Genomic DNA, 24,285 nt, shown 5'->3' with positions numbered 1-24,285 from the left:
ATGACAAAGCATCCTCTCAACATCCTGCTGGCCGCGCTTGGCGCATGCGCGAGTGTTGTGTGGCCGGCCGGCGCCAGTGCGGCCGAAAGCGCCTGGCCGCAACGGCCGATCACGATGATCGTGCCCTTTCCGCCGGGCGGCCCGACCGATCTGGTGGCCCGCGTGCTGGCCAAACAACTGACCGATCAAATGGGTCAGACCATCGTGGTCGAGAACAAAGGCGGTGCCAACGGCAACATCGGCATGCAAGCGGCCGCGCTGGCCAAGCCCGATGGCTATACGGTGCTCTACAACACCTCGTCGATTGCCCTGAGCCCGAACCTGTATGCGAATCTGGCGTTCAATCCTGCGAAGGACTTCACTGCCGTGTCGTCGACGGCCGTGATTCCACTTGTGTTGCTCGTGCATCCATCAGTGCCGGCCACCGACGTGAAATCCTTCATCGATTACGCGAAGTCGAAAGACGGCGCTTTGTCGTACGCGTCGGCAGGCGCCGGCAACGTCACGCATCTGGGCGCGTATCTGTTTCTGCAATCGGCGGGCGTGAAAGCCACGCACGTGCCTTATCGGGGCAGCGCACCGGCAATGACCGACCTGGTGGGTGGGCAAGTGCAATTCAGCACCAATACGCTGAACGACTCGCTGCCGTTCATCCGCGATAACCGCGTGCGCGCGTTGGCGGTGACGAGCAAGGTACGCAGCGATCGGTTGCCCGATGTGCCCACTGTTGCGGAGACGGCCATTCCGGGATTTGAAGTGGGCGCCTGGCAAGGTGTGGTCGTGCCGGCCGGCACGCCGCAAGCGATCGTGCAAAAGCTCAATGCCGAGATCGGCCGGGCGCTGAAATCGGACGAGATGCAGAAGCAACTCGCCGTGCAGGGCGCGCAGGCGCTGGGCTCAACGCCCGAGGCCTACGCGCAATACATCAAGAGCGAGACCGCCCGGTGGGGCGAGGTGGTCAAGGCCGCGGGGGTGAAGCTGGACTGACCTTGGCAGGGCCGGCGTCCTGCGCATCGGCCACGGCCTGCGCATCGACGCGCGGGGCGTCGGCGGGTTGTGCGTCGGCCACATGCCCTGCAGCAGATCGCCCGTCTGCGGCCATGGCGTTGTTGCGCAGCTCCTCTTGAGTCACGGCGACAACGCCATCGTCCGACGTCGCCGACGCCGCATCGTCGGCTGGCGTCATACCATCATCCACCGGCGTGGGATTGACGAGCTCGACCACCTTGCGGCGCGACAACATGCCGACGAATTCATCGTTCTCGTCGGTCACCGCCATCGGCTCATTGCTGTTGAGCAACTTGGCCAACACTTCATCGAGCCCGGCCGTGGACGGCACCGTGGTGAGATCTTCCACGAAGCGCGCAATATCGCGAGCGTTTTCGCCCACGGCACGGCGGGCGGCGTCGAGCGTCAACACGCCGGCCAGCCGCTTGCCGTCGAGCACCGGCGCATAACGCCAATCGAGGGCCTGCAACCGCTCCAGCACATGCGCCGGACGCGAACGCATCGTGAGCGTCAAGCGCGGCGGGTTGACCGCGTGCGTGGCGTTAAGCACTTTGCCCCGATTGACATCCTGCAGGAACGCCTGCACGTAGTCGGTGGCCGGATTGAGCAGAATGTCTTCGGGCGTGCCCTCCTGCACCAGCTCGCCGTCTTTCAGGATCGCAATCCGGTTACCCAGGCGCAGCGCTTCGTCCAGATCGTGCGTGATGAACACGATGGTCTTATTCAACCGCGCCTGCAATTGCAGCAGATGATCCTGCATTTCGCGGCGAATGAGGGGATCGAGCGCCGAGAAGGCCTCATCCATCAGCAGGATTTCCGCGTCGGTGGCGAGCGCCCGGGCCAGGCCCACGCGCTGCTGCATACCGCCCGACAACTGGTGAGGATACTGGCTCTCGAAACCCGCCAGGCCCACTTGCTCCAGCCAGCTTCGCGCCGTGGCCTCGCGGGTCTTGCGATCCACGCCTTGCACCGTCAAGCCATATGCCGCGTTATCCAGCACGGTGCGATGGGGAAACAGGCCGAAGCGCTGGAACACCATGCTCATCTTCTTTTGACGGAAGCGCTCGAGATCGCGGTTGTTGAGCTTCATCACATCCTCGCCATCGACCAGGATCTGGCCGGAGGTGGGATCGATCAGACGATTGAAGTGGCGAATCAGCGTCGACTTGCCCGAGCCCGACAGGCCCATGATGACGTAGATGCTGCCCTCTTCGATCGACAGGCTGATGTCGCGCAAGCCGAGCGTGTGACCGCTCTTGGCCAGCAGGTCGTCCTTGCCGATCCCGGCTTGCGCTTCGGCCAACCACTTCTTCGGATTGGAGCCGAAGACTTTATAGATATTCTTGACTTCGATCTTGCTCATCGTTGGCCTCCTTGGCGGCGGACACGGTGTCCATAGGATTGGGTGATGCGGTCGAACAGCACGGCGAGCACGACGATGCCCAGACCGGCCAACAACCCGCGTCCCACCTCAAGGCGGTTGATGCCCAACAACACTTCATAACCCAGGCCGCGTGCGCCGATCATGGAGGCGATCACCACCATCGACAACGCCATCATCGTGGTCTGGTTGATACCCGCCATGATGTTGGGCAGGGCCAGCGGCAATTGCACGCCAAACAACTGCTGGCGCGACGAGGCGCCGAACGCACGCGAGGCTTCGAGCACTTCGCGGTCGACCAGACGAATCCCCAGATCGGTCAGGCGGATGAGCGGCGGTACGGCATAGATCACGGTGGCGATCAGCGCGGGAATCTTGCCCAGGCCGAACAGCATCACGACCGGGATCAGATACACGAAACTCGGCATGGTCTGCATCACATCCAGCACCGGCAGCATGATCGAACGCAGCCAATTGATGCGCGCCATCAGGATGCCCAGCGGAATACCCACCAGCACGGAGAGCAAAGTGGCCATGATCATGAGGGACAGCGTCTGCATGCCGGCATCCCACAAGCCCAGCACGCCCAGCAGACACAGCAGCGCGCCCATCGCCAGGCTGAAGCCGATGCGACGGCTGACGCCGAAGGCGATGACGATGGCGGCAATGACCACCACCCACCATGGTGTATTGCGCAGCAGTTGCTCGAGCCAGACCAGCACATCCAGAATCGGCTGCGACAGGTCCTCGAGATGACTGGCGTAATTCTCGACCAGATGATCGACGAAGCCGTCGATCGCCCCGCGCACGGCGCGGGCAGGAATAATTTCGGGAAACATGAATAAAACTCCGCGGAGTCACGCCAGGGGCGGCGCAACTAGCAAGTCGCGCGCCGCAAACCGGCATGGGGAGGAGAAACAACGACACCGGCCACTTGCGGGCACCGGCAATGAAAGAAAAGATCGAAGCGGGAGACACCGCTTCGCTCATGGGCGCGCCGTCTGGCGGCGCGCCCGGATCACACAATTACAACGCCGCCTGGACGCGCTGGGCGACGTCCGCCGGCACCCACTTCATCCACACGTCCTGCTGGTTTTTCAGGAACCAGGTCGAGATGTCCTTCGAATCGTCACCCGACTCTTCCATGTGCGCCAACGTCTTGTCGATCACGTCGGTCGGCACCGACATCTTCGAGAAGAAGGCGGTGAGCTTCGGGGCATCCTGCGTGAACTGCGTATTCAACGCGGTGAACACTGGATTGTCCGGATACGCGCTGGGCTCGGGATTGGCGCACTTGGGCGACGTCAGGCACTTGTGCTTTTCGGCGTCGTAGGGCGGCAGTTCGAGCTTGACCAGATCGAGCGCCCCCACCAGCGGCGTCGGATACCAGTAGTAGAAAACGATGTTTTGCTTGCGCTTGTAGGCAGACATCAAGGCGGCTTTCTGGGCCGCGCCGGTGCCGGGCGAATACAGCGTGTAGCTGTCGTCGAGCTTCAACGCGCGATAAAGATTGCTGCTGGCGACTTCGCAGCCCCAGCCTGCCGGGCAGCCGTAGAAGCGGCCCTTGCCGGGTTCTTCACGATCCTTGAACTCGTCCTTGTACTTGGGCAGGTCGGCCGCGCTTTTCAGCTCCGGCAGACGATCGGCCGTGTACTTCGGAATGAACCAGGCCTCGCCACCGGTATACAGATCGGCGACCCGCTTGACCTTGCCGCCCTTCTCGGCACGTTCCCACGGCTCGGCGACGCTGTTGAGCCAGACCTCGGTGTTGACATCCAGGTCGCCGCGCTCGAGCGCCGCCAGTGCGGGCAGCGTCTCGGTGGGCAGCACCTGGGTCTTGCAACCGTAGCCCTTCTCGACGATGAAGCGTTGCACATCGGCCAGGACCAGATTGGACTCCCAGTTCATGCCACCGAAATTGACAGGACGGTTGACTTCACACGTGGGGGTATCGGCGGCTTGAGCGACACCGCAGGCAGCGAACAAGGCGGCGGCGATGGCGAGATGCTTGGGGGAAAACGACATGGGTTGAAATCTCCTATAGGTGGCAGACCGAAGCCGCCCTGGCAGGGCGTTTCGATCCTGGCGCTAAAGGGGAATGCATGGGGCGCAATGCCCTAACAGACCGGCTAGCAGGTGGGCTGGATCGAGAGATCCAAAACCCGCGCAAGGCGCATCGGGATAACGCGGCGGTGCATGGCGTGCATTACGGGAACACACTGCACCGCACAGGCGTCGGATCGGGCAAGCCACAAGTGGCGATGCCGATCGCAATCTCGATGTGCGAAAGATGGGTGCAACTGAACGACGAAGACAGCATTTTAGACAAAACTTTACCTGCCGCCAAATGCAAAGGCCGATTTCCGTAACATTTCGCGCACTTTTGGGCCATTTCCCAGGGGCAATGGGCGCCGGCATCGCCTGCTCAGTAAATGGCAGGGAGATCGCGCCAGTTGCATTACGTGACAAATCAGTGGCTCCCGGCGCTTGCGCGCGGGGAACTTACGGATAACTGAATACGGCAATCCGACGTGCGCAAAAATACCGCATTGCAACATCTGCAAGCCGATCACATGCCGATGGCGCGCTGTCGCATCACGCCTTGCGGACGATGTAACTCTGCTCCGCCGGCTCGATCTGCGCGTCCGACTCGGCATAGATATAGTCCCGCCGCCAGGGGTAAGCCAGATCGGCAGGATCGTCCAGCTCGTCGCTGCGACCGGTCGCTGGTGGTTGTGCGAGGATCTGATGCAGTTCCAGCCACCCATGCTCGAACCCCATCGCGCACCCCGCAAGATACAAGCGGTAGGCGCGCAACGAGCGCTCGCCTTGCTCGCCGGTGAGCACTTGACGCGCCTCGTCCATCCGCGCTTCGAGTGCATCGCTCCACGCCCACAACGTGCGCGCATAGTGAGGCCGCAGGTTCTCGACATCCACCGCCTCCAGACTGCCGTTGGTCATCGCTTCGAGCACGCGGCTCACATGGGTCAATTCGCCACCTGGAAAGATGTAGCGCTCGATGAATTCGCCCATGCCGTTGCCCAGCTCCGAGTTGCGCACGCCGGCAGCTGTAATGCCGTGATTGAGCACCAGTCCGCCTGGACGGAGCAGACCGTTGAGCTTGGCAAAATAATTGACGAGTTGCGCTCGCCCCACATGCTCGAACATGCCCACCGAGGCGATCTTGTCGAAGGGTTGGGCGGAATCGAGCGTGCGATAGTCGCGCAGCTCCATGCGCACGCGCCCCGACAGGCCCTTTTCCTCGATCAGCCGGTTCACATGCGCATGCTGGTTACGCGAGAGCGTGATGCCCGTGGCGTCCACGCCGTAATGCTCAGCCGCCCAGAGAAGCAAGCCGCCCCAGCCTGCTCCCACATCCAGAAACCGTTCGCCGGCATTCAGGCGCAGCTTGCGGCAGATGTGATCGAGCTTCGCTTCCTGCGCCTGGGCCAGCCCCATATCGGGCGTGCGGTAGTAGGCGCACGAATAGACGCGACGCGGGTCGAGCCACAGGGCGTAGAAGTCGTCGGAGAGGTCGTAGTGGAATTCGATTTGCCTGGCGTCGCGTTCGATCGAGTGACGCCAGACCGACATCACCCGCTTGACGATATCGGTCAGCCAGCCGCCACGTGCGGCCTCCACGGGCGATCCCGGCAGCGAGGCGGCCGCCGCGCGCATCACATCGTGCATGGCGCCGTCGATATCGACCCGCCCTTCGACATAATCCTGCCCCAGAATCCCCACATCGCCACTGGCCACGTGGGCCAGCGCCTTGGCGTCCTTCACCGTGAAGGTGACCTGTTCGTCAGGCGGGCCGAGCCGTCCGCCGTCGGGAAGAATAAGCGCCACGCGCACCGGCAAACTCTTCAACTTTCGATCAACAGCAGACTGCAACGGATTCACGATGCCCTCTCCAATAGGTCGGTACGAGCGACTTTATCGGAAAAAAGCGTAAATCTGTATGTAAGGTGCCGCATGATAAAGTTACCGGTCGTACCGCCGTCATCGCCTGCAGACCATGCCCCCTTCCCGTTTTGCCGCCAGCCTGCCCGGATGGCTGATCCTCATGGGCGCGCTGACGGCCATCGGTCCATTTTCGATCGATATGTATCTGCCGACCTTTCCGCGGATCGCCGCCGATCTGATGGTGTCGCGGGGAGACGTCGAGCGTACGCTTGCCGCCTACCTCGTCGGGCTGGCCACTTCACAGATTTTCTACGGCCCCATCAGCGATCGTTTCGGTCGCCGAATTCCGTTGATGGTCGGCCTGACCATCTATATGTGTGCATCGCTCGGCTGCGCCCTTGCCGGAACGATCGAGTCGCTTACCTTCTGGCGGTTCGTTCAGGCCATCGGCGGGGCCGCCGGCATTGTCATTCCGCGCGCCGTGATTCGCGACAATTACGACACGCAGCAAGCTGCCCGCGCGCTCTCCCTCCTGATGCTGATCATGGGTCTGGCACCGATTCTGGCCCCCATCGTCGGCGGGCAGGTCGTGAGCTTCACCTCCTGGCGGGCCTTGTTCTGGATCATGCTGTTTGCGGGTGCCGCATTGATGCTGTCGGTCATCTTCATCATGCGCGAAACGCTCGCACCCGAGCGTGTGGTCACGCTCAGTTGGGCCAATATCATCGGCAACTTCCGCGCGCTGCTGACGCATCGCGGTTTCGTGGCGCACAGCTTCGCCGGCGGAATGGGCCAGGCGGGGATGTTTGCGTACATCATCGGCTCGCCCCGGGTGTTCATCGAGGTGTATCACGTCGACCCGAAATGGTACGGCGTGTTGTTCGGCATCAACGCCATCAGCCTGATCGCGGCCTCGCAAGTCAGCGCCAGGCTGCTCCGCACCTACAAACCGCAGCAGTTGCAGCGCCCGGCGCTCAACTTCCTGGCATGTGCCGGCATCGCCACCTGTGCGTTGAGCGTCGCGGGCGTGATGACGCTGCCGATATTGATGGTGTGTCTGATGGCCTACATGGCCTGCCAGGGGTTCGTGAACCCCAATTCGGCCGCGCTGGCGCTCTCCGATCAGGGCAAGCGCCTGGGCGCGGCATCGGCGCTGTTGGGCACGCTGCAGTTCACGTGCGGGGCGACGGCCGGGCTCTTCGTCAGTATCTGGCAGACTGAATCTGCCCTGCCGCTCGCCACGATTATGGGGGTTTGCGCCAGCTTGTCGTGGTTCTCTGGCCGCATTGCACGTCGTGCGACTTGATTCCGGGACCTTTTTCGTTTTAGAATCTACGGCTTAACCAAAACTTTTCGTATGAAGCGCGCATTTAGCAGTCGGCGCTTCATTACACAGATCGCCTTTACGGCCTTGCCCCCAATCTGCGTGACCTTAACGCAGATGTATTTTTGGCAGAAGCAGGTTTGCAATTCACGTTTGCGGCCTCGGATGAAAAGATACTGAAGGCAATGCCGGCTTGGCAGCTTCATTTAAAGAGGTGCAATGATGGCACGCGTATGCCAAGTAACCGGCAAGGGCCCCATGGTGGGCAACAATGTTTCGCACGCGAACAACAAGACCAAGCGTCGCTTCCTCCCCAACCTGCAATCGCGCCGGTTCTGGGTTGAGAGCGAAAACCGCTGGGTCCGTCTGCGCGTGTCCGCTAACGCGATCCGCACGATCGACAAGAACGGTATCGAATCCGTTCTGGCCGACCTGCGTGCCCGCGGCGAACTGGCCTAATCGGCCCCTCCTAACCAGAACCTAACAGGAGCCCGACATGGCCAAAGGTATCCGCGAAAAGATCAAGCTCGAGTCGACCGCCGGCACGGGCCATTTCTACACCACGACGAAGAACAAGCGCACCATGCCCGAGAAGATGCTGATCAAGAAATTTGATCCCGTCGCTCGCAAGCATGTCGACTACAAGGAAACCAAGCTCAAGTAAGCTTGGATGGTCCTGCCACGCGCCCTGGCGGCTGCGATGGTTTCGTCTCAAAAAAGGCTCCCTAGGGAGCCTTTTTTGTCGTGTGCCGATATGCCGCTCTGGCGCTGCGCCAGAGTGGCGTATCAGGCCTGAGCGCCCATTGCTGGATCGCTCACCGCATCGCGGCCATTTTCGACGCGCCCGGCAAAGCGCCGGTAAAACGCCTCCGATCCGCTCATCTTCACCTCGAAGTCGTACCACTGTCCGCTATCGGCCAAGCGCCATCCCTGCTCCACCACCTCGCCCGGCGCCACGTTCAATACCCAAGGACCATCGGTGCGATAGGCCAACGCGCGAATGCTGACTTCGCACGGCGCGGCACCGGCATTCGACACCTTGACCGACACCGCAGCGCCGGCCGGGTCATAGCACACCTGGATCTCAGGCCTTGCAGCGGATGCCGATGCCGCACCGCTTGCGGGCAGTTCGCCGGCAAAGTGCCGGTGGTAGCCATTTGGCCCCAATACCCACAGATCGTAGCGTCCCGCATCGGCGGGTTGCGGCAGCCACACATCGTCCAGCGTCTTGCCCGCCTCCACCATGTACCGCCTCGGCAGGAGGTCGAGATGAAGCTTGTCATACACATGGAAAACCGCGCCTGCCGTGCCTCCATTGGCAAACAGTAATTGCACTTGGCGCGCATCGGTCTGCACTCGCGCACTGGTGTGCAATACGTAAGGCAGCGCGCGCGATGGCCGCGTGCCGCTTGCCTGCTGCGGCCGCACCTGATTGGCCGGCACGGGGATCTGGGGCAGCGCCTGTTGCGCGGCCCGCCGGGCGTCCGCCTCGGCACGCGATTGGCGTCCAGCCAGTGCCGGCAACGCGTCGGCGTTAGGCGTTTTGAAGTTGAATGCGGACGTGAGATCGCCGCACACCGCTCGCCGATAGGCGGAAATATTGGGCTCCATCACACCAAAGCGGGCTTCCAGAAACTGCAGCACCGAGGTGTGATCGAATGTCTGCGAAGCCACCCAGCCCCCTCGGCTCCACGGCGAAATCACATGCATCGGCACCCGCGGCCCGGGCCCATAGACGCCACCATCAGGCTGCGGCTGCTTCACCGTGCCCGGCGGGTTCGGATGGATAAACCGCTCGAAGGCCACGTCGCTATCGGGCAACGTGGTTTTGCCGGCCGGTGAGCCGTCTGGGTTCAACGAAGGCGCGGACGGCGATGGGATGTGATCGAAATACCCATCGTTTTCGTCGTAGTTCACGAGCAGTACGGTCTTGCTCCACACGTCAGGATTGGCGGTGAGCGCGTCCAAAAGCTCCTGCACATACCAGCCGCCCTGCACCGGGCTCGACGGCCCGGGATGCTCGGAATAGGTCTCGGGCGGAATGATCCACGACACCGCGGGAAGACGGTTGTTCAACACATCCTCGCGCAGGCTGCCCAGCAATCCGCCATCGGGCATCGTGTTGCCGATGCCCTTGTACAGCGGGTTGCCAGGATCGTCGATGGCGGGATCGTAAGCTGGCGAAACCACCTTGCGATCGCTGCTCACGCGACGGCTGGGCGGGGCCAGTTCATTGGCGCGCCGGAACTGCCTGAACGCCATCATCTCGTTGCACCCGAAGTTGTCGGGCATATTCTGATAAACCTTCCACGACACGCCGGCCGTTTCCAGACGTTCCGCATAGGTGGTCCACGTATAGCCGTCGGTCGACGGGCCCATATTCGGATCGTTGAACTCGTTGTTCAACACCGCCACGCCCGCACCGGTGGGGCCATTGGTGCCCGTCCAGTAAAACAGCCGATTGGCGATCGTGCCGGTATGGATCCCGCAGTGATAGGCATCGCACAATGTAAAGGCGTCGGCCAGCGCATGCTGGAACGTCACTTCCTGCTCGCCGAAGTAGGACATGGCCACGGGCGTTTTGTGGCGCGCCCATTCGTTCATGCGCCCGCCATCCCAGGCATCCTGGCTGTCGCGCCACTGATGCGGCGTCCCTTTCACGCGCTGCGCATTGCCGCGGCTTTCGTCCAGGCGATACGGCAGCACGATCTTGCCGTCCTTGTCCTTCTGTTCCCACACACTCAAATTGCCGGCGAGCGGGATCGTGAAGCGATCGCCAAACCCCCGCACGCCGCGCATCGTGCCGAAGTAGTTGTTGAACGAACGGTTTTCGAACATCACCATCACGACGTGCTCGACGTCTTTGATGCTGCCCGTGAGATTGTTGGCGGGAATGGCGAGCGCGCGGCGAATCGCCGGCGGAAACAAGGACAGCGCCGTGCCGGCACCGGCGACAGTCGCGGCCGTGCGCAAGAAATGGCGACGGGGATGATCGGTCATGACAACTCCTGAAAAGCGAAGACGCACAGGGCAAACGCAATCGAGTATTTGCGGCAGCGCGTGGCAAACGTGCCGGGCACGTTGCAAAACAAGGCGAACGAATGCGACAGCGCGCGGCGGCAACTGAGCAGATGCCGAAACATCGGCACGCCGTCATTTCGCGCGGCGATCATGGCGCGCATTGCAGTTGGCGCTCCGGGGGCGTGGGCGGCGGTGTGGGATCGCCCGGCGTCGTGGGCGGATCGACCGGTGTGCCTGGGTTGCCGGGCACGGCAGGCGGCGCTGGCGGGGCGTCGTTGTCGTCATCGCCGCCACAGGCGGTCAGGCCCATGCTCAACACGGCGATGAAAGCGAGCGGGACGGCTCGCCGATGAAACCACTGCATCGTTGATACTCCTGAGATCGTTTAGCTGAGATCGTTCAAGCGAGACAACCGAAGTCGTCACATCACAAACTAGACCTCCGGGATGACGACGGCATGAACCCTCATGGCGAGGATGTACGCAGTTGTTTCGATGGCCCGAATTGCAGGCGTCGTCGCCGCCGGCCCAATCCCAAGCCTCACCATCAGCCCGGTCCGATACGGCGATTCGACTTCGCCGAGCCAATCCACTAATATCTCGATATCAAGATTCTTTATGTAGAGATAGATAGACCGATGTCGGATCACGTTGATTTTGTGCTTGCCCAATGGCGCGCGGCCCTGCCCGAGACCCCTGTGGACGATATGGCGGTGGTGAGCCGGCTGTTTCGGCTGGCGGTCGTTGCCACCCGCGAGGTCGACGCCACCTTCAAGCAACATGGCTTGAACCAAGGCGAATTCGATGTGCTGGCCACGGTGTATCGCTCGGGCGCGCCGTATCGCCTGACCCCGCAGCGGCTCATCGACGCCCTGTTGCTCTCTTCAGGTGCGATGACGAACCGCCTCGACCGGCTGACGTCGGCCGGCTGGATCGTGCGTGAGCCCAATCCCGACGACCGGCGCAGCCTGTTCGTCACGCTCACCGATGCAGGGCGCGACAAGACCGATGCCGTGCTGCACGATTATCTGGCGGCGCTGGCGCGCCTGACGGCACCGCTGGATGGTCCACAGCACGCTCAGTTGGCCCACCTGCTCAAAACGCTCCTTACCGATCACGACAGCCGCGCCAAAGGCGGTATCACTGCATGACTTCCCACCGCTCACTCAGTACCCCTGCCGCGATCTTCGCGGTGGTCGCCATCATCCTGGTCGGCCTGAGTCTACGACCGGCGCTTGCCGCAGTGGGACCGTTGCTCGATGCCATCCGCGCATCGACGGGGTTGTCGTTTCAGGCGGCAGGCTGGGCCACCAGCCTGCCGATTCTCGCCATGGGCGTGCTCGCCTTGGGCGGTGCCGCGCTCTACGCCATCGGCATGCGCCGTGGCATCGCCATCGGCGTGGCCTTGATCCTGATCGCCAGTGTGCTGCGAATCTGGTTCGACACGACCACCGGTTTGCTCCTTACCGCAGCACTCGCCGGCATCGGGATCGGTGCGGTGCAAACGCTGATGCCCGGCTATATCAAGTATCGGTTTCCGCACGGTGCCGAACGCGTGATGGGACTCTACGTGACGGCCATCATGGGCGGTGCCGCATTGGCGGCCATGACGGCACCCACGCTGCTTCCCGCCATCGGCTGGCAATATGCACTGGCCGCGTGCGCCATACCGGCCGTGCTGGCGCTGGCGGCCTGGTTTGCCGCAACGCGCACGCGGGCCTCGGTATCCGCAACTACGCCCGGCACGCGCACCCCGCCCACCGGCATACCGCCCACTCATCCCGCGCGCCGTCTGCGCACCTGGGCCCTGGCGTGCGTCTTCGGGATCGAGACGGCCTGCTACACCCTTTTGCTTGCCTGGCTGGCGCCCTTCTATCTTGAACGCGGGTGGTCCGCATTCGACGCCGGCGCGTTGCTCGCCGGATTGACCGTGTTCGAAGTGATTGCCGGGCTGACGGTCTCTACTGTAGCGGCGCGCTTTCCCGACCGGCGCGGCCCGCTGATCGTCTGCATGGGGCTGGGCGTTACGGGCTTTGCCGGGCTGATCTTCGCGCCCGATGCGCTCGCCTGGCCCGCCGTGGCGTGCCTGGGATTGGGCGTGGGGGCACTGTTTCCGCTCACGCTGATCCTGACGCTGGATCACAGCAGCCGCCCGGAGCGCGCAGGCGTTCTGACGGGCTTCGTACAGGGCATCGGCTACCTCATCGCCGGCAGCATGCCCTTCGCCGCCGGCCTGTTGCGCGACGAGTTGGGCACGTTCACAGCCGCCTGGGGCGTGATCGCCGTGGCGTTGCTCGCGGCCATTCCGCTCACCGTGCGCTTCTCGCCGCGCAGCATCGCCCGGTTCGAACCCGTGCCCGAGCATGCTGCCGCGCCTAGTTCCCCATCCGCCTCGGCATTCAGTCCCACATGAGCCCTTCAGCCACGCCCCCGTCCACCCCGCCGGGCCTGCCGCCCCTCACGCGTTTCATGGTCGCGCTGATGGCCTTGGCCACGGGCCTGGTCGTGGCCAGCAACTATTACGCGCAGCCGCTGCTGCATACCATCGGCCAGGCGTTTGGCGTCTCCAACGCCGCTGCCGGCACCATCGTCACGGTGGCGCAACTCAGCTACGCTGCCGGCCTGCTGTTGCTCGTGCCCCTGGGCGACCGGCTCGAGCGCCGCACCCTGATCTGCGGCATGACGCTGGTATCGGCAGCAGGCCTGCTCGTAACGGCCAACGCGACCAGTCTGAGCATGGTGCTGCTGGGCACCGGGATGACCGGGTTCGTGTCCGTCGTGGCCCAGATCCTGGTGCCATTCGCCGCCACGTGGGCCGCGCCCGAGGTACGCGGCAAAACCGTCGGCACGATCATGAGCGGTCTGTTGCTGGGCATCCTGCTGGGACGCACCCTGGCCGGCGGCCTGGCCGAGATCGGCAGTTGGCGCACGGTGTACTGGGTTGCCGCCGCACTGCTTGTGGTCATGGCGGGCCTGCTGTGGCGCCGCTTGCCGGTCAACCGCGAGCGCAGCACCTTGAGCTATCCCAAGCTGGTGGGGTCGGTGTTCATGCTGTTCGTGGAAGAACCGCATTTCCGCACCCGAGCTCTTCTGGGCGCCAGCGTATTCGCCTCGTTCAGCATGCTGTGGACGTCGCTGACCTTTCTGCTCGCGGGCCCCGCTTATGGATTCAGCGATGGCACGATCGGGCTCTTCGGCCTGGCAGGTGCAATGGGCGCCGTGGCCGCCGGCCGCTTCGGGGTCTTCGTGGATCGAGGCTGGGGCAACCGGTCCACCGCCGCCGCGTTGATGCTGCTCGTGGCGTCCTGGGGCGTGCTGTTTGCCGCCGAGCACGCGATCGTCGCGCTCATCGCGGGCATCCTGATTCTCGATCTAGCCGTTCAGGGCGTGCATATCACCAATCAAAGCGCGATCTACCGGTTGCGTCCCGAAGCCCGCAGCCGGTTGACCTCCGGCTACATGACGGCCTACTTCATCGGCGGTGCGGCCGGTTCGCTGGCTTCGGCAGCCGCGTTCGCCCATTGGGGCTGGCACGGCGTGACCACGATCGGCGTCGCATTATCGGCGGCCACATTGGCCTACGCCATCGGTTCGCGCCACGCTCGTATCCAGTAAGCAGGCACAGGGGGCGCGCAACTCTTATAATCGACGGTTTTGACGCTGGCGTGCTGCCGGCGCCAACCGCCCTTTCGTCCCAAGAGTCCCATGCAGGAACGCTACAGTCCCCTTACCGTCGAATCCTTTGCCCGTGAAGATTGGCAGACTCGCGATGTCTATCGCGTCACCGAACACGCCCTGGCGGCCGACGGTTCGGAAAAGCCGAAGTTCTACGCCTGCTCCATGCTGCCCTACCCCAGCGGCAAGCTGCACATGGGCCACGTGCGCAACTACACCATCAACGACATGATGGCGCGTCAGCTCCGCATGCGGGGATTCAACGTGTTGATGCCCATGGGCTGGGACGCGTTCGGGATGCCGGCCGAAAACGCCGCCATCAAGTCCAAGGTGCCGCCTGCAAAGTGGACCTACGACAACATCGCCTATATGAAGGGCCAGATGAAGGCGATGGGCCTGGCGATCGATTGGTCGCGCGAAATGTGCGCCTGCGATCCCAAGTACTACAAATGGAACCAGTGGCTGTTCCTGAAGATGCTCGACAAGGGCATCGCGTACCGCAAGACGCAGGTCGTGAACTGGGATCCGGTCGACCAGACGGTGCTCGCCAACGAGCAGGTGATCGACGGCCGCGGCTGGCGTTCGGGCGCACCGGTCGAAAAGCGCGAGATTCCCGGCTACTACCTGCGCATCACCGACTACGCGGATGAGCTGCTGGGCTTCGTGCAGGATGGCCTGCCCGGCTGGCCCGAGCGCGTGCGCCTGATGCAGGAAAACTGGATCGGCAAGAGTGCCGGTGTTCGCTTCGCGTTCCCCCACGAGATCCGCGATGCGTCGGGCGCGCTGATCCAGGATGGCCGCATGTACGTCTTCACGACGCGGGCCGATACCATCATGGGCGTGACCTTCTGCGCCGTCGCGCCCGAGCACCCCCTGGCCACACACGCCGCTCAAACCAATCCCGAACTGGCCGCCTTCATCGAACTGTGCCGTCAAGGCGGCACGACCGAAGCCGAAATGGCCACGCGCGAGAAAGAAGGCATGCCCACGGGCCTGCAGGTGAAGCACCCCGTCACCGGCAACCTGATCGACGTGTGGGTCGGCAACTACGTGTTGATCACCTACGGCGACGGTGCCGTGATGGGCGTGCCGGCCCACGACGAGCGCGACTTCGCGTTCGCACGCAAATACGATCTGCCGATCAAGCAGGTGGTCGCCGTCGAAGGCAAAACCTACGACGACACGACCTGGCACGATTGGTACGGCGATAAGCAAACCGGCGTCACCGTCAACTCCGCACCGTTCGATGGCCTGTCGCACACAGCCGCCGTGGATGCCGTCTCGCAAGCGCTGGCCGCACAAGGCTTGGGCGAAAAGCAAACCACGTGGCGCTTGCGCGACTGGGGCATCTCGCGTCAACGCTACTGGGGCACGCCCATCCCGATCATCCACTGCGAAGATTGCGGTGCGGTGCCGGTGCCCGAGGCCGATCTGCCGGTGGTCCTGCCTGACGATCTGATTCCGGATGGCAGCGGCAATCCGCTGGCCAAGCACGAGGCCTTCCTGTCGTGCACGTGCCCGTCTTGCGGCAAGCCCGCACGCCGCGAAACCGACACGATGGATACCTTCGTCGATTCGTCGTGGTACTACATGCGCTATACGTCGCCGGACAACGATCAAGCCATGGTCGATGCCCGCAACGACTACTGGATGCCGATGGATCAATACATCGGCGGGATCGAGCATGCGGTCCTGCATCTGCTGTATTCGCGCTTCTGGTCGCGTGTGATGCGCGACATGGGTCTGGTCAAGTTCGACGAGCCCTTCACCAAGCTGCTGTGCCAGGGCATGGTGCTCAACCATATCTACTCGCGCAAGAATGCCCAGGGCGGCATCGAGTATTTCTGGCCCGAGGAAGTCGAAAACGAGTACGACGAGAAAGGCGCGATCACGGGCGCTCACCTGCGCGCCGACCAGTCCCCCATCACCTACGGTGGCGTGGGCACGATGTCGAAATCGAAAAACAACGGTGTCGATCCGCAATCGCTGATCGACACGTTGGGCGCCGATACCGCACGCCTTTTCGTCATGTTCGCCAGCCCGCCCGAGCAAACGCTCGAGTGGTCCGATTCGGGCGTGGAAGGCGCGAACCGCTACCTGCGCCGACTGTGGTCGCAAGGCTATGCCAACCGCGAATCGCTCGCGCGCGGCCTTGCAGCCAAGGTCGATTTCGCGGATGCGCCGTCGGCCGTCAAGGATCTGCGCCGCGAGGTCTATGGCCTGCTCAAGCAAGCCGACTACGACTATCAGCGCATCCAGTACAACACCGTGGTGTCGGCCAGCATGAAGCTGCTCAACGCCTTCGAAAACGCCGTGCTGCCCGAAGGCGCGGTGAGCGACGCGGCGCGTGCCGAAGTCTTCGGTATCCTGCTGCGCGTGATCTACCCGGTCGTGCCGCACGTCACGTGGCACATGTGGCGCGATCTCGGTTACGCCGATCAATACGGTGAGCTGCTCGACGCGCCGTGGCCGCAGGTCGACGAAGCGGCGCTCATCGCCGACGAAGTCGAGCTGATGCTGCAGGTCAATGGCAAATTGCGCGGTGCCATTCGCGTGGCTGCCACGGCGGAACGCAGCGCGATCGAGGCATTGGCAGCCGGGCACGAGGCCGTCGAACGCTACCTCGAGGGCCGTCCCCCGAAGCGGGTTATCGTGGTGCCCAACAAACTGGTTAACGTGGTCGGTTGATGAGGTCTAGCATGAATTCTGCGCGTCATTTCGGAGCCGCCCGAGCCCTTTTGGGGCGTGGCCCCCGATGGCTTGTCGCCTCGGCGGCGCTGGCGTTGCTCGCCGCCTGCGGCTTCGCGCCGCGCGGCACGTCGCCGTTGCCGTTCAACACGCTGTATGTGGGCGTGCCCGACAATTCGCCCTTCGGTGCCAGCTTGCGGCGCCAACTGGTCGCGGCCTCGCCCAACACCACGATCACCGAAACGGTGAAGGGTGCCGAAGCACAGCTGCAACAGGTGTCGCAGACGCAAAACCTGCGCGAAGTGTCGTTGAACTCCGCGGGCCGCGTCGAGCAGTACGAACTCACGTTGCAGTTCACGTTCCGGTTGATCGACGGCAAGGGCAATGTGCTCCTGCCCGATACGCTGCTTACCGTGCAGCGTGAACTGCCTTACAACGATCAGGTCGTGCAGGCCAAGGAAGGCGAAATCACGGTGCTGTTCCGCAATATGCAGCAGATTCTGGTCGATCGCATCGTGCGCCGTGTCACCTCCCCCGAAGTGCGCGAAGCCGCGCAGGCCGTGGCGGCCGGGCGCCCCATCAGCGCCGACGTGCCCGTGATCGACCCGTCGGTCACGCTGCCGCAGACGCGCCCACCTGTGTGGGAACAACAACGCGTGTCGCCCATGGACCGCTATTGATGCGGATGTGCGCATGACGCCGCCGCTCGATGCCGACCGCTTCGTCGAGCAACTCCGCCGTTCAGGCGGCACGCTCGCGCCGCTGTACGTCATCAGTGGCGACGAACCGCTGCTCGTCACCGAAGCGCTCGACGCCATGCGCGCCGCCGCGCGCGCGGCAGGCTACACCGATCGCAACACGCTGGTCATGGATGCACGCAGCGACTGGAGCGCCGTCGCGGCGGCCACGCAAAGCGTGTCCCTCTTCGGCGACCGCACCTTGGTCGAAATCAAGTTGCCCACCGGCAAGCCGGGCAAGGTGGGGGGTGAAACGCTGGCGGGGCTGGCTGCCAAACAAGGCGGCCAGACGAATCCCGATACGCTCGTCGTCATCACGTTGCCGCGCCTGGATAAAACCACGCGCGACAGCAAATGGGCCACGGCGCTTGCGCGCGCAGCCGTCTCGGTGGATGTGGGCACGATCGAACGCACGCGTCTGCCCGCCTGGATCGGCGCGCGGCTGGCCCGCCAGAAGCAGCAGGCCGACCCCGCCACGTTGCAATGGATTGCCGACAAGGTCGAGGGCAACCTGCTGGCGGCCCACCAGGAAATCCAGAAGCTGGGATTGTTGTATCCCGAGGGCGCGCTGGCGGCCGAAGACATCGAACGCGCCGTGCTCGACGTGGCGCGCTACGACGTATTCGGCTTGCGCGATGCCATGCTGGCAGGCGATGTGGCGCGCACGGTCCGCATGCTCGACGGCTTGCGGGCCGAAGGCGAAGCGCTCCCGCTGGTGCTATGGGCAGTCGGCGAAGAAATCCGCATCCTCGCCCGTGTGGCCGACGCGCGCGCCAGCGGCCAGGACATGAATGCGGTGATGCGCCGCATGCGCATCTTCGGTGCACACGAACGTCTGGCGCAGCAGGCCTTGGGTCGCGTGGCGGCGCGTGCCTGGCCGGCGGCCGTGCAGCACGCACACGACGTCGACCGCTTGATCAAGGGCATTCAAGTGCCCGGACGGCTGAGCGATCCTTGGGAAGAAATGACGCGGCTTGCCCTGCGCGTCGCGGCGGCAGGCGCGCCGCGCCCTCGACCTCGACCGTAACGCCCACGCTCAAGCCAAGGCCGCGCGACGTGTCGGGGCCGCAGGTACGGATAGCACGTCTGCCCTCGCCCGCTGATCCGTCGTCCCCCACTCGATCGCCGTGGCAGCCGCGCCGATAGCCAGACGGCTCCAGGCACCCCCTGAATATTCATTGCCAGATACATGATCATGACGTCCTCTCTTTCCATTGAAGACAAGCTGCACCGCATGGGCGAATCTGCCCGTGCCGCTTCCCGTGTGCTGATGCGCACGTCCGACGCGGACAAATCGCGCGCCTTGCTGGCCATGGCCGATGCGCTGCTGGCGCAACGCGACACCGTGCGCGCCGCCAATGAGCGCGACCTGGCCGCCGCCCGCGCGAACGATCTCGCACCGGCCCTGCTCGACCGCCTGACCCTCACCGATCGCGGCATCGACCACATGGCGGCGGGCCTGCGCCAGATCGCCGCCATGCCCGATCCCGTGGGCCGCATCAGTGAAAGCACGTTGCGGCCCAATGGCATGCGCGTGGCCCAAATGCGTGTGCCGCTGGGCGTGATCGGCATCATTTACGAATCGCGGCCCAATGTGACGATCGATGCCGCGTCGCTTTGCCTGAAGTCCGGCAACGCCGCCATCCTGCGCGGCGGCAGCGAGGCCCTGCACGCCAATCTGGCGCTGGGCGAGATCATCCGCGCCGGCCTGGAACATGCGGGCCTTCCGTCCACCGCCGTGCAAGTCATCGACACACCCGATCGGGCCGCCGTGGGCGCGTTGATCACCATGACCGAGCATGTGGACGTGATCGTGCCGCGCGGGGGCAAGAGCCTGATCGAGCGCCTCGCACGCGACGCCCGGGTGCCGTTGATCAAGCACCTCGATGGCAATTGCCACGTCTACATCGACCGGGCTGCCGACGCCGACCGCGCGCACAGCATCGCGTTCAATGCCAAAACGTATCGCTATGGCGTGTGCGGATCGATGGAAACCCTGCTCGTGCATGCGTCGCAGGCCGATACTGTGCTGCCGAAGCTCGCCCAAGCCTTCATCGACCATGGCGTAGCGTTGCGCGGTTGTGCACGCACGTGCGCACGCGTGCCGCAAGCCACCCCGGCCACCGATGAAGATTGGGCCACCGAATACCTCGGTCCGATACTGGCCATTCGCGTGGTGGATGATATGGACGAGGCCATCGCTCACATTGCCCGCTGGGGCTCGGGGCACACGGATGCGATCGTCACGCAGGATAGCGATGCAGCCACCCGCTTTCAGCGCGAAGTGGACTCGAGTTCGGTATTGGTCAACCTGCCCACCTGCTTCGCCGACGGCTACGAATACGGGCTGGGCGCGGAGATCGGCATCTCGACCAACCGCCTGCATGCGCGCGGCCCCGTGGGCCTGGATGGCTTGACCACCTACAAATGGGTGCTCAACGGCGAAGGCCAGACGCGGGGGTAGCCTGACGGCGAACGATACAATGCCGCTTTAGCGACCGTATCGGAACCCCCGCCATGACCATGCTTTGGATCAAGACGCTGCACATCGTATTTATCGCTTCCTGGTTTGCAGGCTTGTTTTATTTGCCGCGCATCTACGTCAACCTGGCGCAAACCACCGATGCGGCAACGCGAACCTGTTTGATCGGCATGGCCCGCCGCTTGTTCCGGTTTACGACTATTCTGGCAGTACCCGCCATCGTTTTCGGTGTGTGGCTGTTCATGGGCTACGGCATCGGCATGGGCCCCGGCAACGGCTGGATGCATGCCAAATTGTTGTTCGTGGTGCTGGCCATCGGCTATCACCATGCCTGCTGGATCATGCTGCGCAAGTTCGAAGGCGATCGCAATACCCGTTCGCATACGTTTTATCGTTGGTTTAACGAAGTTCCCGTCGTGCTGCTGTTCGTCATCGTTGCGCTCGTCGTCGTCAAACCGTTTTGATGACCTTCTGTCTGATGACTTTTTGCTTTCCCGCACATGACTACTGATGATTCCGATTCGCCGCGCAAAACGCTGACGGCCAAACGCGACCCCGCCACCGACGCCCCTGCGGATGCGCCCAAGCGCACGCGCAGCGGCGCCCGCGCGCGCCTGGTCGCGCAAACCGAGCGCAGCCGCCAGCAAACGCAGCGCATGGCGGCCACCGAATTGCCGCCCAAACCGGCGGCGGGCGAAAACGCCGGCGACGAGCCCGCCAAACCTGCCGTCGTGCACCGCCCGGCACCCCCACCGCGCGAATCGCGCTTCGGCCGTGACGACGCGCGCAGCGATCGGCCCGCCCGCTCGCCGCGTCCCGATGGCGGATCGCGCTTCGAACGCCCCGACGGCCGTGCTGCCGGTCCCCGTGGCGACCGTCCCGAGCGCAGCGCCAGTGACCGTAGCAGTGCAGACCGTGGCAGCGCCGGCCGCAGCAGCCCCCAACGCGGCGCCTCCGACCGCGGCGCTGACCGCTACGATCGCGGCGGCCGTCCAAATGACGTCGATCGTTCCAATCGTGCCGAGGGCCGCGACCGCCCCGCGCGTGAAAATGAGCGTTCCAGCGACGAGCGCCCGCGTTCGCGCAACGCCAGCGTGCCCAACGACGACCGCGATCTGTCGGCCAACGCCGCCTCGCGGTTTGCCGTCCAGGTGCCGGAGGTCGAGCGCTTCGGTATTTTCGCGTCGTGCCCGCAAGGTCTGGAAGACGCGTTGGCAGCAGAAATGCAGGCCTTGGGCTTCGAGGATGCCACCCCGGGCCGCGCCGGCTGCCAGTTCAGCGCGGACTGGGAAGGCGTGCAGCGCGCCAATCTGTATTCCCGGTTGGCCACTCGCATCCTGGTGCGCGTCGCGCAAGCGCCGATCAGCACCGAAGACGACATTCTCGAGCTGGCGCGCGCCACGCCCTGGGAGCGCTGGTTCGGTGCCGAGCACACCTTGCGCGTGGACACCTCCGCCATTCGCAGCCCGATGCAGAGCTTGCAGTACTGCAATCTGCGCGCCAAGGACGGCATCTGCGACCGCCTGCGCGAACTGGAAGGCGAGCGCCCCAGTATCGACACCGTGCGCCCGGATGCGCGTGTGCACCTCTTCCTCACGGCCGATACTGCCACGCTCTATCTGGACACCTCGGGCGAGTCCCTCTTCAAGCGCGGCTGGCGCCTGGACAAGGGCGAAGCGCCGCTGCGCGAAAACCTCGCCGCCGGCATGCTGGCCCTCGCGGGCTGGGATCCTTCTGCACCCCTGCTCGACCCGTTCTGCGGCAGCGGCACGATCCTGATCGAGGCGGCCTGGATCGCGCTCGGCATTCCGCCGGGTATCGCACGCCCGTTGGGCTTCGAGCGCCTGCGCGGCCATGATGCCGCCAAGTGGCAAGCCGTCAAGGACGAGGCCGAGTCGCGGATCCAATCGCACCTCGAAACGCCGCTTATCGGCTACGACATCGATCCTCAGGTCATCGAATTCGCCCGCAACAATATGGAGCGCGCGTGGCTTGCCGACGAGGCCATCCGTTTCGAGGTGGGCGATGCGCGTCATATCGAAGCACCGGCCCCCAGTGGCTGGATCGTCACCAATCCGCCTTACGGCGATCGCTTGCCGTTGGAAGACGACACGCTGCTTCCCGAATGGGCCAGTTGCCTGAAGCGCAACTTCGATGGGTGGCAGTTGCACGCCATTTCGAGCGACATGAGCTTTCCACAAGCCCTGCGACTGAAAGCTGCCCGCCGCACGCCGCTCTTCAACGGCGGCCTCGATTGCCGCCTGTTCGGCTTCGATATCAAGAGCGGAGATTTTCGTAACACTTAAGTTGGCGGTATCCCTGGAGACGTGCTTGCACAAACCTAGGGATAACCCTAGAATTGAAACTTCAGTACCGATTTTCCCCTTGGGGGCTTTACCGCCCCTTTTAAGCCCGCCTCTTGAAGGCGGGTTTTTTTTGGCCAAATCAAATGCGCCCGGCGCCCCATCAGCCCCATTTGCCGGGGATGCGTGATAATACGGCCCCATGACCGTCACGCTTCCGACCAAAACGCCCAGCCGATTCCGCCGCTTCGCCTGCATGATGTATGAAGGCGTGCTGTTGTTCGGCGTGATTTTTCTGGCCGCCTATCTTTTCGATACGCTCACCCAGAGCAAGCATGCGCTGATGTACCGGCATGGTCGTCAGGCGTGGCTCTTCCTGGCGCTCGGCGTGTATTTCATCCTGTGCTGGCGTCGGCGGGGCCAGACGCTGCCGATGAAGACCTGGAACATCAAACTTGTCGATCGCGACGGTCAACCGCCCACGCTCGGCCGCCTCATCCTGCGCTACATTCTCGTCTGGCCCATGATTCTGGCCGCTGCCGGTCTGGTATGGCTGGCTTCGCGCGCGACCGGATTCAGCTCGACCGACATGCTCATCGTGATCGCGCCCTTTGCCGCATTTGCCTGGACCTGGATCGATCGCGACGGCCAGTTCCTGCACGATCGGCTGCTGGGTACCCGGCTTGTCGATGTACAACCCGGCAGGAAGGTGACCAGCGCGGGCACTGCCGATCCCGTGGCGCCCTAGCGACACCTTGGGCGATCGCGCACAGGAGGCGCCCCCCGGCGCCGCCGGTAGCGCGACCCCGGTCATCGACGCGTCACAAGACTGTCATGACAATGTAACGCCCGTGCTTTGAGATAGTCGTCACACGCACTCTCAAGGGCAAGAACGGCATGGTGACGGAGATCGACCCCACGCACTGGCGCACGCTGTGGATCTCCGATCTGCATCTGGGCAGCGCGGCCTGCTCGGCCGAGAGTCTGCTCGACTTCCTCGATCGCCACGATGCCGACACCCTCTATCTCGTGGGCGACATCGTGGATGCGTGGCACTTGAAACGTTTCGGCCATTGGCCCCGGGCGCACAACGATGTGGTTCAGCGCATCCTGCGCCGCGCCCGCAATGGCACCCGGGTCATCCTCATCCCTGGCCGCCGTGACCCGTTCGTGCGTGATTGGGCGGGCGTTTCGTTCGGCGACATCGATATCGTCGAAGAGGCCATTCACCGCATGGCATGCGGGCGACGGCTGCTCGTCACCCACGGCGACCAGTTCGACAGCCGCTGGACCACTCGTCTGGCGGGGATCTATCACACCGTGCAGCGGTGGCGCGATGAGCGGCGCAATCCCGAGACCGCGGAACGGGCCAACGATGACCGGGAAGATGGCCATCAGCGCGGCCGCGCGGGATATCTGCGCCAGGTGCAACACGTCGGCCTCAATGAAGTGCGCCGCCGCATGCTCGACGGTCTGATTTGCGGTCATGCCCACGCCCCCGCACTCGAGACGGTGGACGGGCTGATCTACGGCAACGATGGCGATTGGGTGCACAGCCTGTCGGCCATTACAGAGGATCACGAAGGCCGCCTGAGCCTCCAATATGGTCAGCCGCAGGCGCGGCGCTTGCCCTCATCGCGGGACGCCACCCGCCCCTTGGCGATGCCGGCGTTGCCTTCAACCCTGCGCCGCTAGAGGCATCCGTACAAACCCTAAGGGTTTCGGCCGACACGCACACAAATATTGCAGTTCACGTCCCTC

General features: G+C 63.8%; 22 protein-coding genes. 16 read left to right on the top strand and 6 right to left on the bottom strand.

What is annotated here, in order from left to right; translation table 11 throughout:
- Nucleotides 1–987, top strand: a complete 987-nt coding sequence (locus tag EYW45_RS23310; protein WP_161137812.1) for a Bug family tripartite tricarboxylate transporter substrate binding protein — start codon at nt 1–3, stop codon at nt 985–987.
- Here EYW45_RS23310 and EYW45_RS23305 read toward each other — a convergent pair.
- From EYW45_RS23305 to EYW45_RS23295, 3 genes are all read right to left on the bottom strand, one after another.
- Nucleotides 959–2,371: a quaternary amine ABC transporter ATP-binding protein gene (locus tag EYW45_RS23305; protein WP_235939191.1), complete on the bottom strand. Its 1,413-nt coding sequence runs from the start codon at nt 2,369–2,371 to the stop codon at nt 959–961. The genes EYW45_RS23310 and EYW45_RS23305 overlap by 29 nt on opposite strands.
- Nucleotides 2,368–3,228: an ABC transporter permease gene (locus EYW45_RS23300; RefSeq protein ID WP_161137811.1), complete on the bottom strand. Its 861-nt coding sequence runs from the start codon at nt 3,226–3,228 to the stop codon at nt 2,368–2,370. The genes EYW45_RS23305 and EYW45_RS23300 overlap by 4 nt, the downstream gene beginning before the upstream one ends.
- A 187-nt stretch (nt 3,229–3,415) precedes the next feature.
- On the bottom strand, nt 3,416–4,414 hold the full coding sequence (locus EYW45_RS23295) for an ABC transporter substrate-binding protein (protein WP_161137810.1): 999 nt from the start codon (nt 4,412–4,414) through the stop codon (nt 3,416–3,418).
- 77 nt (nt 4,415–4,491) lie between these two features.
- Here EYW45_RS23295 and EYW45_RS23290 point away from each other — a divergent pair, with 77 nt between their 5' ends.
- Nucleotides 4,492–4,758, top strand: a complete 267-nt coding sequence (locus EYW45_RS23290; RefSeq protein WP_161137809.1) for a hypothetical protein — start codon at nt 4,492–4,494, stop codon at nt 4,756–4,758.
- A 226-nt stretch (nt 4,759–4,984) separates the two neighbouring features.
- On the opposite strand, the gene EYW45_RS23285 is transcribed toward EYW45_RS23290, so the two are convergent.
- A complete protein-coding gene (locus tag EYW45_RS23285; RefSeq protein ID WP_328703682.1) occupies nt 4,985–6,292 on the bottom strand; it encodes a class I SAM-dependent methyltransferase in 1,308 nt (435 codons plus the stop codon).
- Nucleotides 6,293–6,407: 115 nt separating this feature from the next.
- Here EYW45_RS23285 and EYW45_RS23280 point away from each other — a divergent pair, with 115 nt between their 5' ends.
- The 3 genes from EYW45_RS23280 (at nt 6,408) to rpmG (ending at nt 8,283) form a co-directional block, all read left to right on the top strand.
- Nucleotides 6,408–7,601, top strand: coding sequence for a multidrug effflux MFS transporter (locus EYW45_RS23280; protein ID WP_456238883.1), 1,194 nt, complete (start codon nt 6,408–6,410; stop codon nt 7,599–7,601).
- 240 nt (nt 7,602–7,841) lie between these two features.
- Nucleotides 7,842–8,078 carry a 50S ribosomal protein L28 gene (gene rpmB / locus EYW45_RS23275; protein ID WP_161138054.1) on the top strand — a complete coding sequence of 79 codons (237 nt, stop codon included), beginning with the start codon at nt 7,842–7,844 and terminating at the stop codon, nt 8,076–8,078.
- Between the two features lie 37 nt (nt 8,079–8,115).
- Nucleotides 8,116–8,283 (top strand): 50S ribosomal protein L33, encoded by a 168-nt coding sequence (gene rpmG, locus EYW45_RS23270; RefSeq protein ID WP_161137808.1) that lies wholly within the window; start codon nt 8,116–8,118, stop codon nt 8,281–8,283.
- A gap of 122 nt (nt 8,284–8,405) precedes the next feature.
- On the opposite strand, the gene EYW45_RS23265 is transcribed toward rpmG, so the two are convergent.
- Complete coding sequence (locus tag EYW45_RS23265) at nt 8,406–10,619, bottom strand: phosphocholine-specific phospholipase C (RefSeq protein WP_161137807.1); 2,214 nt, start codon at nt 10,617–10,619, stop codon at nt 8,406–8,408.
- Between the two features lie 169 nt (nt 10,620–10,788).
- On the bottom strand, nt 10,789–11,004 hold the full coding sequence (locus EYW45_RS24370) for a hypothetical protein (RefSeq protein ID WP_202444871.1): 216 nt from the start codon (nt 11,002–11,004) through the stop codon (nt 10,789–10,791).
- A 273-nt stretch (nt 11,005–11,277) separates the two neighbouring features.
- On the opposite strand from EYW45_RS24370, the gene EYW45_RS23260 reads away from it, so the two are divergent.
- The 11 genes from EYW45_RS23260 to EYW45_RS23210 all read left to right on the top strand — a co-directional run bounded on the left by EYW45_RS23260 (nt 11,278) and on the right by EYW45_RS23210 (nt 24,219).
- Nucleotides 11,278–11,790, top strand: a complete 513-nt coding sequence (locus tag EYW45_RS23260) for a MarR family winged helix-turn-helix transcriptional regulator (protein ID WP_161137806.1) — start codon at nt 11,278–11,280, stop codon at nt 11,788–11,790.
- Nucleotides 11,787–13,052, top strand: coding sequence for an MFS transporter (locus EYW45_RS23255; protein WP_161137805.1), 1,266 nt, complete (start codon nt 11,787–11,789; stop codon nt 13,050–13,052). Before EYW45_RS23260 ends, EYW45_RS23255 begins: the two co-directional genes overlap by 4 nt.
- Complete coding sequence (locus EYW45_RS23250) at nt 13,049–14,254, top strand: MFS transporter (RefSeq protein ID WP_235939190.1); 1,206 nt, start codon at nt 13,049–13,051, stop codon at nt 14,252–14,254. The genes EYW45_RS23255 and EYW45_RS23250 overlap by 4 nt, the downstream gene beginning before the upstream one ends.
- Before the next feature lie 90 nt (nt 14,255–14,344).
- Nucleotides 14,345–17,002 carry a leucine--tRNA ligase gene (gene leuS, locus EYW45_RS23245; protein ID WP_161137804.1) on the top strand — a complete coding sequence of 886 codons (2,658 nt, stop codon included), beginning with the start codon at nt 14,345–14,347 and terminating at the stop codon, nt 17,000–17,002.
- An 11-nt stretch (nt 17,003–17,013) separates the two neighbouring features.
- Nucleotides 17,014–17,682, top strand: coding sequence for an LPS-assembly lipoprotein LptE (locus EYW45_RS23240; protein WP_161137803.1), 669 nt, complete (start codon nt 17,014–17,016; stop codon nt 17,680–17,682).
- 13 nt (nt 17,683–17,695) lie between these two features.
- Nucleotides 17,696–18,766 carry a DNA polymerase III subunit delta gene (gene holA / locus EYW45_RS23235; RefSeq protein ID WP_161137802.1) on the top strand — a complete coding sequence of 357 codons (1,071 nt, stop codon included), beginning with the start codon at nt 17,696–17,698 and terminating at the stop codon, nt 18,764–18,766.
- A 168-nt stretch (nt 18,767–18,934) separates the two neighbouring features.
- A complete protein-coding gene (locus tag EYW45_RS23230; protein ID WP_407924949.1) occupies nt 18,935–20,203 on the top strand; it encodes a glutamate-5-semialdehyde dehydrogenase in 1,269 nt (422 codons plus the stop codon).
- A gap of 59 nt (nt 20,204–20,262) precedes the next feature.
- A complete protein-coding gene (locus tag EYW45_RS23225; protein WP_161138052.1) occupies nt 20,263–20,685 on the top strand; it encodes a CopD family protein in 423 nt (140 codons plus the stop codon).
- Nucleotides 20,686–20,877: 192 nt separating this feature from the next.
- On the top strand, nt 20,878–22,527 hold the full coding sequence (locus EYW45_RS23220) for a THUMP domain-containing protein (protein ID WP_407924953.1): 1,650 nt from the start codon (nt 20,878–20,880) through the stop codon (nt 22,525–22,527).
- 199 nt (nt 22,528–22,726) lie between these two features.
- Complete coding sequence (locus EYW45_RS23215; RefSeq protein ID WP_161137799.1) at nt 22,727–23,272, top strand: RDD family protein; 546 nt, start codon at nt 22,727–22,729, stop codon at nt 23,270–23,272.
- Nucleotides 23,273–23,421: 149 nt separating this feature from the next.
- Nucleotides 23,422–24,219 carry a UDP-2,3-diacylglucosamine diphosphatase gene (locus EYW45_RS23210; protein WP_202444870.1) on the top strand — a complete coding sequence of 266 codons (798 nt, stop codon included), beginning with the start codon at nt 23,422–23,424 and terminating at the stop codon, nt 24,217–24,219.
- Nucleotides 24,220–24,285: the final 66 nt, after the last annotated feature.

The sequence above is a fragment of the Schauerella aestuarii genome, assembly GCF_009866805.1.
Taxonomy (GTDB): Bacteria; Pseudomonadota; Gammaproteobacteria; order Burkholderiales; family Burkholderiaceae_B; genus Schauerella; species Schauerella aestuarii.
The sequence above is the reverse complement of the archived record's forward strand: the minus strand, read 5'-3'. Positions and strand labels throughout refer to the sequence as shown.

Coding starts and splice junctions, on each gene's coding strand:
- EYW45_RS23310 (WP_161137812.1), top strand. CDS start 1: ATGACAAAGCATCCTCTCAACATCCTGCTGGCCGCGCTTGGCGCATGC.
- EYW45_RS23305 (WP_235939191.1), bottom strand. CDS start 2,371: ATGAGCAAGATCGAAGTCAAGAATATCTATAAAGTCTTCGGCTCCAAT.
- EYW45_RS23300 (WP_161137811.1), bottom strand. CDS start 3,228: ATGTTTCCCGAAATTATTCCTGCCCGCGCCGTGCGCGGGGCGATCGAC.
- EYW45_RS23295 (WP_161137810.1), bottom strand. CDS start 4,414: ATGTCGTTTTCCCCCAAGCATCTCGCCATCGCCGCCGCCTTGTTCGCT.
- EYW45_RS23290 (WP_161137809.1), top strand. CDS start 4,492: ATGGGGCGCAATGCCCTAACAGACCGGCTAGCAGGTGGGCTGGATCGA.
- EYW45_RS23280 (WP_456238883.1), top strand. CDS start 6,408: ATGCCCCCTTCCCGTTTTGCCGCCAGCCTGCCCGGATGGCTGATCCTC.
- rpmB (WP_161138054.1), top strand. CDS start 7,842: ATGGCACGCGTATGCCAAGTAACCGGCAAGGGCCCCATGGTGGGCAAC.
- rpmG (WP_161137808.1), top strand. CDS start 8,116: ATGGCCAAAGGTATCCGCGAAAAGATCAAGCTCGAGTCGACCGCCGGC.
- EYW45_RS23265 (WP_161137807.1), bottom strand. CDS start 10,619: ATGACCGATCATCCCCGTCGCCATTTCTTGCGCACGGCCGCGACTGTC.
- EYW45_RS24370 (WP_202444871.1), bottom strand. CDS start 11,004: ATGCAGTGGTTTCATCGGCGAGCCGTCCCGCTCGCTTTCATCGCCGTG.
- EYW45_RS23260 (WP_161137806.1), top strand. CDS start 11,278: ATGTCGGATCACGTTGATTTTGTGCTTGCCCAATGGCGCGCGGCCCTG.
- EYW45_RS23255 (WP_161137805.1), top strand. CDS start 11,787: ATGACTTCCCACCGCTCACTCAGTACCCCTGCCGCGATCTTCGCGGTG.
- EYW45_RS23250 (WP_235939190.1), top strand. CDS start 13,049: ATGAGCCCTTCAGCCACGCCCCCGTCCACCCCGCCGGGCCTGCCGCCC.
- leuS (WP_161137804.1), top strand. CDS start 14,345: ATGCAGGAACGCTACAGTCCCCTTACCGTCGAATCCTTTGCCCGTGAA.
- EYW45_RS23240 (WP_161137803.1), top strand. CDS start 17,014: ATGAATTCTGCGCGTCATTTCGGAGCCGCCCGAGCCCTTTTGGGGCGT.
- holA (WP_161137802.1), top strand. CDS start 17,696: ATGACGCCGCCGCTCGATGCCGACCGCTTCGTCGAGCAACTCCGCCGT.
- EYW45_RS23230 (WP_407924949.1), top strand. CDS start 18,935: ATGACGTCCTCTCTTTCCATTGAAGACAAGCTGCACCGCATGGGCGAA.
- EYW45_RS23225 (WP_161138052.1), top strand. CDS start 20,263: ATGCTTTGGATCAAGACGCTGCACATCGTATTTATCGCTTCCTGGTTT.
- EYW45_RS23220 (WP_407924953.1), top strand. CDS start 20,878: ATGGCGGCCACCGAATTGCCGCCCAAACCGGCGGCGGGCGAAAACGCC.
- EYW45_RS23215 (WP_161137799.1), top strand. CDS start 22,727: ATGACCGTCACGCTTCCGACCAAAACGCCCAGCCGATTCCGCCGCTTC.
- EYW45_RS23210 (WP_202444870.1), top strand. CDS start 23,422: ATGGTGACGGAGATCGACCCCACGCACTGGCGCACGCTGTGGATCTCC.